Raw genomic sequence first — 11,191 nt, 5'->3', positions numbered from 1 at the left:
TCGGGGATTAACGTTCAATTAAGAGCGCGGCGGCGACTTTGCGGCCCTCGGCCATCAGGATGTTGTAGGTGCGGCAGGCGGCCTGGAAATCCATCGTCTCGACGCCGATCCGCTTCGCCGTGAGCGCCGCGACGAGCCGCGGGTGCGGAAAGCGCAGCCGCGCGCCGCTGCCGAAGATCACGAGTTCGGGTGTCGGGTCGAGCAGCATCGCGAAATGCTCCGGCGCGAGCGCGTCGAACGACGACACGGGCCACGCCTGGACCGGCGCGCCGGGCAGCACGATGACGCTCGTTTCATGGCGTTCGAGATTGACGTCGACATAATCGGGGCCGTAGCCGGTGACGGTGTTGAGCGCGCCGCTCGTATCCTGGTGCAGTTTCAAATCGGTATTCCGCGGTTCCGTAGGGGAATGTATCGCAGGGCCACACGGGCCCGGATGGCCGGTTTCGCTTGCCCGAGCACGCGGGACGCCTGAAGGCGCGGGCCCGGCGCGGCCATGGTGCATTGCGAAAGTCAGCCAAAATCCGCTAAATTATAACTTTTTGGTCGCCCCCGGGCGCCAATTGCGTCGCGCGTCGCCACAAGCCGCGCCCGACCGCCCGCTTTTTCCCAGTCTAGACAGCGCGCACAGACCGGCCGCTCTCCAGTTTTGATCCCGTCCCCCCGGCCGCAAGGCCAACCCAGGAACCGTGTCGTCGTGAAACCGATTCAGAAGTCGAACAAGCTGCTCAACGTCTGCTACGACATCCGTGGCCCGGTGCTCGAGCACGCGAAGCGCCTCGAGGAAGAAGGCCACCGCATCATCAAGCTGAACATCGGCAACCTCGCGCCGTTCGGTTTCGACGCGCCGGACGAGATCATCCAGGACATGATCCGCAACCTGCCGACATCGTCCGGCTATTCGGATTCGAAGGGCGTGTTCTCGGCGCGCAAGGCCGTGATGCACTACACGCAGGAAAAGGGCGTCGTGGGCGTCGGGCTCGACGACATCTACATCGGCAACGGCGCGTCCGAGCTGATCGTGATGGCGACCCAGGCGCTCCTGAACGACGGCGACGAAGTGCTGCTGCCCGCGCCCGACTACCCGCTGTGGACGGCGGCGGTCAGCCTGTCGGGCGGCACGCCGGTGCATTACATCTGTGACGAACAGAACGCGTGGATGCCCGATCTCGACGACATCCGCCGCAAGATCACGCCGAACACGAAGGCGATCGTCGTGATCAACCCGAACAACCCGACGGGTGCGCTTTATTCGGACGAATTGCTGCTCGAGCTGCTCGAGATCGCGCGCCAGCATGGGCTGATCGTGTTCGCCGACGAGGTGTACGACAAGATCGTCTACGACGGCCTCGAGCACACGGCGCTGGGTTCGCTGTCGGAGGACGTGATCACCGTCACGTTCAACAGCCTGTCGAAGAGCTATCGCTCGTGCGGCTACCGCGCGGGCTGGATGGCCGTGTCGGGCCTCGGCGGCGACAACCGCCGGCACGCGAAGGATTATCTCGAAGGGCTCGGCATCCTGTCGTCGATGCGCCTGTGCGCGAACGTGCCCGGGCAGTTCGCGATCCAGACGGCACTCGGCGGCTACCAGAGCATCAACGAGCTGATCGTGCCGAGCGGGCGCCTGTACAAGCAGCGCGAGCTCGCGTACGACATGCTCACGTCGATCCCGGGCGTGACCTGCGTGAAGCCGCAGGCCGCGCTGTACATGTTCCCGCGCCTCGACCCGAAGCTTTATCCGATCCAGAACGACCAGCAGTTCATTCTCGACCTGTTGCTCGAGGAACGCGTGCTGCTCGTGCAGGGCACGGGCTTCAACTGGGTCGCGCCGGACCACTTCCGCGTGGTCTTCCTGCCGAACCTCGACGACCTGACCGATTCGATCAACCGGATCGCACGCTTCCTCGACGGCTACCGCAAGCGCCATTCGGCCTGAGCGGCACGGCCACACGGCACTCACTCATTCTTACTCATTCGATCACACGCAGCATGGAACCGATCAAAGTTGGCCTGTTGGGCTTCGGCACGGTGGGCAGCGGCACCTTCACGGTGCTGGGCCGCAACCAGGAAGAAATCAAGCGACGCGCGGGGCGCGGCATCGAGGTGACGCGCATTGCGGTGCGCAACCCGGCCAAGGCGCTGGCAGCGCTCGGCGGCGACGCCGGCGCCGCGCAGATCACCGACGATTTCAATTCGGTCGTCGATGATCCGTCGATCGCGATCATCGCCGAGATGATCGGCGGCACGGGCATCGCGCGCGAGCTCGTGCTGCGCGCGATCGCGAACGGCAAGCACGTCGTGACGGCCAACAAGGCGCTGCTCGCGGTGCACGGCACCGAGATCTTCGAGGCCGCGCGTGCGAAGGGCGTGATGGTCGCGTTCGAGGCGGCCGTCGCCGGCGGCATCCCGATCATCAAGGCGCTGCGCGAAGGCCTGACCGCGAACCGCATCCAGTACATCGCGGGCATCATCAACGGCACGACCAACTACATCCTGTCGGAAATGCGCGATCGCGGGCTCGACTTCGCGACCGCGCTGAAGGCCGCGCAGGAGCTCGGCTACGCGGAAGCCGATCCGACCTTCGACATCGAAGGCGTCGACGCCGCGCACAAGGCGACGATCATGAGCGCGATCGCGTTCGGCGTGCCGGTGCAGTTCGAGCGTGCGTACGTTGAAGGCATCAGCAAGCTCGACGCGACCGACATCCGCTACGCGGAAGAGCTCGGCTACCGGATCAAGCTGCTCGGCATCACGCGCCGCGCCGAAAACGGCATCGAGCTGCGCGTGCACCCGACGCTGATCCCGGAGAAGCGCCTGCTCGCGAACGTCGAAGGTGCGATGAACGCGGTCGTCGTGCACGGCGACGCGGTCGGCACGACGCTGTACTACGGCAAGGGCGCGGGCGCGGAGCCGACCGCATCGGCCGTGGTTGCGGATCTCGTCGACGTCACGCGCCTGCACACGGCTGACCCGGAGCATCGCGTGCCGCATCTCGCGTTCCAGCCGGACAGCCTGTCGAACACGCCGATCCTGCCGATCGAGGAAGTGACGAGCGGCTATTATCTGCGCCTGCGCGTTGCCGACCAGACCGGGGTGCTCGCCGCCATCACGCGCATCCTCGCCGAATCGGGCATCTCGATCGACGCGCTGCTGCAGAAGGAGTCGGAGCAGGTCGACGGTGCGAACGGCGAAACCGACATCATCCTGATCACGCACGAAACGGTCGAGAAGAACGTCAATGCGGCGATCGCGCAAATCGAGAGCCTCGCGACGGTCGTGTCGAAGGTGACGAAGCTGCGCATGGAAGCGCTGAACTGAGCTGAGGACGACATGAACTACATCTCCACGCGCGGCGCCGGCATCGGCGAGCGCCACACGTTCTCCGACATCCTGCTCGGCGGTCTCGCGAAGGACGGCGGGCTCTACCTGCCGGCGGAATATCCGAAGGTGTCCGCCGACGAGCTCGCGCGCTGGCGCGCGCTGCCGTACGCGGATCTCGCGTTCGAGATCCTGTCGAAGTTCTGCGACGACGTGCCGGCCGACGACCTGCGCGCGCTCACGCGCCGCACGTACACGGCCGACGTGTACCGCAACACGCGCCATGGCGAGAACGCGTCCGACATCACGCCGCTGAAGACGCTCGGCACCGAGAACGGCGCGCCGATTTCGCTGCTCGAACTGTCGAACGGCCCGACGCTCGCGTTCAAGGACATGGCAATGCAGCTGCTCGGCAACCTGTTCGAGTACACGCTCGCGAAGCACGGGCAGACGCTGAACATTCTCGGCGCGACGTCCGGCGACACGGGCAGCGCAGCTGAATACGCGATGCGCGGCAAGGCCGGCGTGCGCGTGTTCATGCTGTCGCCGCACAAGAAGATGAGCGCGTTCCAGACGGCGCAGATGTTCAGCCTGCAGGACCCGAACATCTTCAACCTCGCGGTCGAAGGCGTGTTCGACGACTGCCAGGACATCGTGAAGGCCGTGTCGAACGATCACGCGTTCAAGGCGCAGCAGAAGATCGGCACGGTCAACTCGATCAACTGGGCACGCGTCGTCGCGCAGGTCGTGTACTACTTCAAGGGTTACTTCGCGGCCACCCGGTCGAATGACGAGCGCGTGTCGTTTACGGTGCCGTCGGGCAACTTCGGCAATGTCTGCGCAGGCCACATCGCGCGGATGATGGGGCTGCCGATCGCGAAGCTGGTGGTCGCGACCAACGAGAACGACGTGCTCGACGAGTTCTTCCGCACGGGCGCGTATCGCGTGCGCAGCGCGGAGAACACCTATCACACGAGCAGCCCGAGCATGGACATCTCGAAGGCATCGAACTTCGAGCGCTTCGTGTTCGACCTGCTCGGCCGCGATCCGGCGCGCGTGATGCAGCTGTTCCGCGACGTCGAGGAGAAGGGCGGTTTCGATCTCGCGGCGAGCGGCGATTTCGCGCGCGTCGCCGAGTTCGGCTTCGTGTCGGGCCGCAGCAGCCACACGGACCGCATCGCGACGATCCGCGACGTGTTCTCGCGCTACGACACGATGATCGATACGCACACGGCCGACGGCGTTAAGGTCGCGCGTGAGCATCTCGACGCGGGCGTGCCGATGGTCGTGCTCGAGACGGCGCAGCCGATCAAGTTCGGCGAGACGATTCGCGAGGCACTCGATCGCGAAGCTGAGCGTCCGGCTGCATTCGACGGGCTCGAGGCGCTGCCGCAGCGTTTCGAGGTCGTGAAGGCCGATGCGCAGCAGGTGAAGGACTTCATCGCCGCCCATACGGGCGCATGACGCATGGCCGGGCCGCGGGCCCGGCTGCGCAGGACGGCCGGAACGCCGATTCGTCGAACGGATCGGGGTTCCGGCCGTTTCGTTTGGCAATTGCCAAGCGGCGGTCGTCGCAACTCGTACGAAACAAGTGTCAGACCGGCGCGTTCGCGCCGATCACAGTTTCCGCATGACCGCCATATCGCGCGCCTGCGCGACGGCGTCGCTACAATGACGTATTGAATCCAACGATCCCCGATTCCATCGATGTCGAACCCGAATCCCGCGGCGCCGCGCGCGCCGATGCTGTCGACCGCCGAGGCGCTCGCCGCGCTGCTCGATGCCGCGAAGCCGTTGCCCGGCGCCGAAACCGTCGCCACGCTCGACGCGCTCGGCCGCGTGCTGGCGGCCGACGTGAGCTCGCCGCTCGACGTGCCGCCGATGCATACGAGCGCGATGGACGGCTATGCGGTGCGCGTCGCCGACCTGCTGCATGGCGAGCGGCGCTTGCCGGTGTCGCAGCGCATTCCGGCCGGTCATCCGGCCGCGCCGCTCACTGCCGGCACGGCCGCGCGGATCTTCACCGGCGCGACTGTGCCGCCCGGTGCCGATGCCGTCGTGATGCAGGAACAGACGTCGGCGGACGGCGATGCGGTCGAGATCCTGCACACGCCGAAGGCCGGTGAATGGATCACCGCGCAGGGCGCGGATATCCGGCAGGGCTCGGTGATCCTGCCGGCCGGCACGCGGCTCACGCCGCAGGCGCTCGGCCTGGCCGCCTCTGTCGGCTGCGCACAACTGGCGGTTGCGCGGCGGATTCGCGTCGCGGTCTTCTTCACCGGCGATGAACTGACGATGCCGGGCGAGCCGCTGAAACCCGGCGCGATCTACAACTCGAACCGGTTCACGCTGCGCGGGCTGCTGGAGCGGCTCGGCTGCCACGTGACCGACTACGGGATCGTGCCCGATTCGCTCGCCGCGACCCGCGACACGCTGCGCGCGGCCGCGCGCGATCACGACGTGATCCTGACGAGCGGCGGCGTGTCGGTCGGTGACGAGGACCACGTGAAGCCGGCCGTCGAGGCCGAAGGGCGGCTCGCGCTTTGGCAGATCGCGATGAAGCCCGGCAAGCCGCTTGCGTACGGCGCGGTGCGCCGCGGCGACGATCGCCCCGACGCGCACTTCATCGGGCTACCCGGCAACCCGGTGTCGAGCTTCGTCACGTTCCTGCTGTTCGTGCGGCCGTTCCTGCTGCGCCTGTCCGGCGTGCGCGACGTCGCGCCGCGCGCGCTGTCGCTGCGCGCCGACTTTTCGCAAAACAAGGGCGACCGGCGCAACGAGTTCCTGCGTGCGCGCGTCAACGCGGCCGGCGGCCTCGATCTGTTCCCGAACCAGAGCTCGGCGGTGCTGACGTCGACGGTGTGGGGCGACGGCCTCATCGACAACCCGCCGCAGCACGCGATCAGCGCCGGCGAGACCGTGCGTTTCATTCCGTTTTCCGAACTGCTGTCGTAACGCGACGGCTCTCCGAACCATGAAGATTCAACTGAAATTTTTTGCAAGCGTCCGCGAGGCCCTGGGTGTCGCCGACGAGCAGGCCGACGTGCCGGACAGCGTCACGACCGTGGGCGACGTGCGCGCGTGGCTGCGCGTGCGCGGCGGCGCGTGGGCCGAGGCGCTCGCGGACGGGCGCGCACTGCGCATGGCGTGCAACCACGAGATGACCGACCCCGACACGCGGCTCACCGAAGGCTGCGAAGTCGCGTTCTTTCCGCCGGTCACGGGCGGTTGAGGCGCTGGCGATGGCAACGGTACGAATCCAGACCGAAGACTTCGACCTGAACGTCGAGGTCGCGGCATTGCGCGCACGCAACCCGAAGATCGGCGCGCTCGCGTGCTTCGTCGGCACGGTGCGCGACTTGAACGAAGGTGATTCGGTTGCCGCGATGGCGCTCGAGCACTATCCGGGGATGACCGAGAAGGCGCTCGAGAAGATTGCTGCCGAGGCCGGCCGGCGCTGGCCGGGCATCGACGTCGCGATCGTGCATCGCGTCGGCACGCTCCTGCCGCTCGACCAGATCGTGATGGTCGCAACGGTCGCGTCGCACCGCGGCGATGCGTTCGCGTCGTGCGAGTTCGTGATGGACTACCTGAAAACCGAAGCGCCGTTCTGGAAGAAGGAAACCACGCCGGACGGCGAGCGCTGGGTCGATGCGCGCAGCACTGACGATGCCGCGCTTGCGCGCTGGGGGATCGAATCGGGCAATACGCGGCGCTGAGCGCGGCGTCCGGGTAGCATGTGGCGCGATGCCGCATGCGCACAAGCGTCGCGCGCGCCGGCTACCCGTTATGCGTCCGGATCGCTGCTGCGCCCGATGATCTTCGTCGGAAACGGCTCGCCGCGAGCGCGCGACGGCAACGCGTGCGGATCGTCGCCTGCATCGCGACGGCGCGGCGCGATCGCGTCGAGCAGCGCCTGCTGCTCGGGCGGAATCCGATAGTCCCAGCCGAACCGGCTCAACTGGAGGCTCTGCGCGATCCGCAGCGCCGGCTCCATGAAGCGGATCGCCGCAGGCGGCGCGTAGCGCGCCTCGACGGTCTTCAGGAACAGCGACAGCCAGCGGCTGAAATGGGCCGGCTCGATCCCGTCGAGCGGCTGGTGCGCCTGCTGCACGTTGCCGCGATAGCCCTTGGTGCCGAGCACGAGGCTGGACCAGAACGTGACCATCTTCGGCAGATGGTCGTCCCAGCGGCCGGCCAGCTTTGCGTCGAACACCGGCCCGAGCAGCGGATCGGCGCGCACGCGGTCGTAGAACGCGTAGACGAGATCGCGGATGTTCTCTTCGGTCGGCTCGGTGTCGCGAGGACGGGCCGGTGCGGTATCGGGCGAGGCGGGCAGGACGGTCATGGCAAAAGGGCCGGCAGAAATAGACAACGACAGGGGCGGCGCGGGCATCGAGTAGGACGCCGATCGAATTTTGACGCAAAATAGCGTCCAACACCCCTGAAAAACCTGTAAATGTCACGCATCTTATTGCACGCGCGCCATCGCGGCAAGCCGGGGCCACGGAGCAGGGCCGCCGACCGGCCCCGCGCGCATCCCGATCGGCCCGGCTCGCGTAATCGGGGCACGATTGATCTTTTCCGTATTCGCCCATGAGACTCACCGACTACACCGACTATTCGCTGCGCGTAATGCTGTACCTTGCCGTGCGCGGCGAGGGGCTCGCTACGATCCAGGAGATCTCGGACGCCTACGGCATCTCGAAGAACCATCTGATGAAAGTCGTGCAGCAGCTCGGCGAGCTGGGGTGGGTCGACACCGTCCGCGGCCGCAACGGCGGGCTGCGGCTGTTCCCCGAATCGCTGCAACTGACCGTCGGCCAGGTCGTGCGTGCGACCGAGAGCGATTTCGCGCTGGTCGGCTGCTTCTCGGCCGACGGCGAATCGCGCGGCTGCGTGATCGAGCCGCACTGCCGGCTGAAGGGCGTGCTGGCGGCCGCGCGCGATGCATTTTTCGCCGAACTCGATCGTCACACGCTCGGTGAACTGGTCGAACCGGCTTCGCCGCTCGCCGCGTTGCTCGGCATCCACCCGGTCGTGCGCGTGCGCGCCGAGCCTTCGCCGGAAGACGCACCCGCGTCCGTCGAGCCGCCGTCGACGGCCGGCTGATACGCGCTCACCGCGCTTCTCGATCCGGCCGTGGCCCGTCCCGGGGCCGCCTCGAGGATATCCATCGATTTTTGCGCTGAATCAACCCGAATTTCGCTTGAAAGCCGCATAACCATCCTCATCTTGGTGTTAATCGAAAATTGGAGGTCTCGACTAAATGAGAATCGACAAGCTCACCACCAAGTTCCAGGAAGCACTCGCGGACGCGCAAAGCCTCGCGGCAGGCCGCGACAATCAATACATCGAACCCGTTCACGTCCTCGCGGCGCTGGTCGCGCAGCAGGACGGTTCCGCGCGCTCGCTGATGTCGCGCGCGGGCGTTCACATTCAGGCGCTGCAAGGCGCGCTGAACGAGGCCATTTCGCGCCTGCCGCAAGTGACGGGCACGGGCGGCGACATCCAGATCGGCCGTGAACTGGCCGGGCTGCTGAACCAGGCCGACAAGGAAGCGCAGAAGCTCAACGACACGTTCATCGCGAGCGAGATGTTCCTGCTCGCCGTGTCCGACGACAAGGGCGACGCCGGCAAGCTCGCACGCCAGCACGGCCTCACGCGCAAGGCGCTCGAAGCCGCGATCGCCGCGGTGCGCGGCGGCTCGCAGGTGCACAGCCAGGACGCGGAAAGCCAGCGCGAGGCGCTGAAGAAATACACGGTCGACCTGACCGAGCGGGCCCGTGCGGGCAAGCTCGATCCGGTGATCGGCCGCGACGACGAAATCCGCCGTTCGATCCAGATCCTGCAGCGCCGCACCAAGAACAATCCGGTGCTGATCGGCGAGCCGGGCGTGGGCAAGACCGCGATCGTCGAAGGGCTCGCCCAGCGGATCGTCAACGGCGAAGTGCCCGAGACGCTGAAGGGCAAGCGCGTGCTGTCGCTCGACATGGCCGCACTGCTCGCGGGCGCGAAATATCGCGGCGAGTTCGAGGAGCGCCTGAAGGCGGTGCTCAACGACATCGCGAAGGACGAAGGCCAGACGATCGTCTTCATCGACGAAATCCACACGATGGTCGGCGCGGGCAAGGCCGAAGGCGCGATGGATGCGGGCAACATGCTGAAGCCGGCGCTGTCGCGCGGCGAGTTGCACTGCATCGGCGCGACCACGCTCGACGAATACCGCAAGTACATCGAGAAGGATGCCGCGCTCGAGCGCCGCTTCCAGAAGGTGCTCGTCGACGAGCCGAGCGTCGAGGCGACGATCGCGATCCTGCGCGGGCTGCAGGAGAAGTACGAACTGCACCACGGCGTCGACATCACCGACCCGGCGATCGTCGCCGCGGCCGAGCTGTCGCATCGCTACATCACCGACCGCTTCCTGCCGGACAAGGCCATCGACCTGATCGACGAAGCCGCTTCGAAGATCAAGATGGAAATCGATTCGAAGCCCGAAGAGATGGACAAGCTCGACCGTCGTCTGATCCAGCTGAAGATCGAGCGCGAAGCCGTGAAGAAAGAGCAGGACGAAGCGTCGCAGAAGCGCCTGCAGCTGATCGAGGAAGAGATCGAGCGTCTCGGCCGCGAATATGCGGACCTCGAGGAAATCTGGACCGCCGAGAAGGCCGCGGTGCAGGGCAGCGCGCAGCTGAAGGAAGAGATCGAGAAGGTGCGTGCGGACATCGCGCGGCTGCAGCGTGACGGCAAGCTGGAGAAGGTTGCCGAGCTGCAGTACGGCAAGCTGCCGCAGCTCGAGGCGCAACTGAAGCAGGTCACGCAGGCTGAAGAGCAGGAGCAGCACAACCCGACGCGTCCGCGTCTGCTGCGCACGCAGGTCGGCGCCGAGGAAATCGCGGAAGTCGTGTCGCGTTCGACCGGTATTCCGGTGTCGCGGATGATGCAGGGCGAACGCGAGAAGCTGCTGCACATCGAGGAAAAGCTGCATGAGCGCGTGGTCGGCCAGCACGAGGCGATCAGCGCGGTGGCCGATGCGATCCGCCGTTCGCGCGCGGGTCTCGCCGATCCGAACCGTCCGTACGGCTCGTTCCTGTTCCTCGGTCCGACCGGTGTCGGCAAGACCGAGCTGTGCAAGGCGCTGGCGTCGTTCCTGTTCGATTCGGAAGAGCACCTGATCCGCATCGACATGAGCGAATTCATGGAGAAGCACAGCGTCGCGCGGCTGATCGGCGCGCCGCCGGGCTATGTCGGCTACGAGGAAGGCGGTTACCTGACGGAAGCCGTGCGCCGCAAGCCGTACAGCGTGATCCTGCTCGACGAGATCGAGAAGGCGCATCCGGACGTGTTCAACGTGCTGCTGCAGGTGCTCGACGATGGCCGCATGACGGACGGGCAGGGTCGCACGGTCGACTTCAAGAACACGGTGATCGTGATGACGTCGAACCTCGGCTCGCAGGTGATCCAGGCGATGACGGGTTCGCCGCAGGAAGAGATCAAGGACGCCGTGTGGCTCGAGGTGAAGCAGCATTTCCGCCCCGAGTTCCTGAACCGGATCGACGACGTCGTCGTGTTCCATGCGCTCGACCGCAGCAACATCGAGTCGATCGCGAAGATCCAGCTCGCACGCCTGCACGACCGGCTCGCGAAGCTGGACATGGCGCTCGACGTGTCGGAAGCGGCGCTCGAACAGATCGGCAAGGTCGGCTACGATCCGCTGTTCGGTGCGCGTCCGCTGAAGCGCGCGATCCAGCAGGAGATCGAGAACCCGGTCGCGAAGCTCATCCTCGCGGGCCGCTTCGGTCCGAAGGACGTGATTCCGGTCGACGTCCAGGACGGCAAGTTCGTGTTCGACCGCGTCGTTCACTGATCGCAG

At 66.3% G+C, this 11,191-nt stretch carries 10 protein-coding genes; 8 read left to right on the top strand and 2 right to left on the bottom strand.

All coding sequences use genetic code 11. The features are described 5' to 3' along the window. Positions 1–7: 7 nt before the first annotated feature. Positions 8–382: an Mth938-like domain-containing protein gene (locus FFS49_RS03740; RefSeq protein WP_012328660.1), complete on the bottom strand. Its 375-nt coding sequence runs from the start codon at positions 380–382 to the stop codon at positions 8–10. A gap of 315 nt (positions 383–697) precedes the next feature. Here FFS49_RS03740 and FFS49_RS03735 point away from each other — a divergent pair, with 315 nt between their 5' ends. The 6 genes from FFS49_RS03735 (at position 698) to FFS49_RS03710 (ending at position 7,037) form a co-directional block, all read left to right on the top strand. Next, complete coding sequence (locus FFS49_RS03735; protein WP_039366959.1) at positions 698–1,936, top strand: pyridoxal phosphate-dependent aminotransferase; 1,239 nt, start codon at positions 698–700, stop codon at positions 1,934–1,936. A 53-nt stretch (positions 1,937–1,989) separates the two neighbouring features. Beyond that, the gene (locus FFS49_RS03730; RefSeq protein WP_046545878.1) at positions 1,990–3,318 is read left to right on the top strand and encodes a homoserine dehydrogenase; all 1,329 of its coding nucleotides are present in this window, start codon (positions 1,990–1,992) and stop codon (positions 3,316–3,318) included. A gap of 12 nt (positions 3,319–3,330) precedes the next feature. Further along, positions 3,331–4,782, top strand: a complete 1,452-nt coding sequence (gene thrC / locus FFS49_RS03725; RefSeq protein ID WP_047850776.1) for a threonine synthase — start codon at positions 3,331–3,333, stop codon at positions 4,780–4,782. 243 nt (positions 4,783–5,025) lie between these two features. Then, entirely contained in the window at positions 5,026–6,273 is a 1,248-nt protein-coding gene (gene glp / locus FFS49_RS03720; RefSeq protein WP_071334597.1) for a gephyrin-like molybdotransferase Glp, read from the top strand. Between the two features lie 19 nt (positions 6,274–6,292). Further along, positions 6,293–6,550 (top strand): molybdopterin converting factor subunit 1, encoded by a 258-nt coding sequence (gene moaD, locus FFS49_RS03715; RefSeq protein WP_105818551.1) that lies wholly within the window; start codon positions 6,293–6,295, stop codon positions 6,548–6,550. A 10-nt stretch (positions 6,551–6,560) separates the two neighbouring features. Beyond that, positions 6,561–7,037 carry a molybdenum cofactor biosynthesis protein MoaE gene (locus FFS49_RS03710; RefSeq protein ID WP_039366949.1) on the top strand — a complete coding sequence of 159 codons (477 nt, stop codon included), beginning with the start codon at positions 6,561–6,563 and terminating at the stop codon, positions 7,035–7,037. A gap of 68 nt (positions 7,038–7,105) precedes the next feature. Here FFS49_RS03710 and FFS49_RS03705 read toward each other — a convergent pair whose 3' ends face one another. Further along, positions 7,106–7,666: a group III truncated hemoglobin gene (locus FFS49_RS03705; protein ID WP_039366947.1), complete on the bottom strand. Its 561-nt coding sequence runs from the start codon at positions 7,664–7,666 to the stop codon at positions 7,106–7,108. Between the two features lie 248 nt (positions 7,667–7,914). On the opposite strand from FFS49_RS03705, the gene FFS49_RS03700 reads away from it, so the two are divergent. Both FFS49_RS03700 and clpB read left to right on the top strand, forming a co-directional pair. After that, complete coding sequence (locus tag FFS49_RS03700) at positions 7,915–8,430, top strand: Rrf2 family transcriptional regulator (protein WP_071334594.1); 516 nt, start codon at positions 7,915–7,917, stop codon at positions 8,428–8,430. A gap of 157 nt (positions 8,431–8,587) precedes the next feature. Then, positions 8,588–11,185: an ATP-dependent chaperone ClpB gene (gene clpB / locus FFS49_RS03695; RefSeq protein WP_046545871.1), complete on the top strand. Its 2,598-nt coding sequence runs from the start codon at positions 8,588–8,590 to the stop codon at positions 11,183–11,185. Positions 11,186–11,191 lie beyond the last annotated feature (6 nt).

Source organism: Burkholderia sp. 4NA327C6 (assembly GCF_005502655.1).
Taxonomy (GTDB): domain Bacteria; phylum Pseudomonadota; class Gammaproteobacteria; order Burkholderiales; family Burkholderiaceae; genus Burkholderia; species Burkholderia contaminans.
Note: the sequence above shows the minus strand (reverse complement) of the source record. Positions and strands in the feature narration are given on the sequence as shown.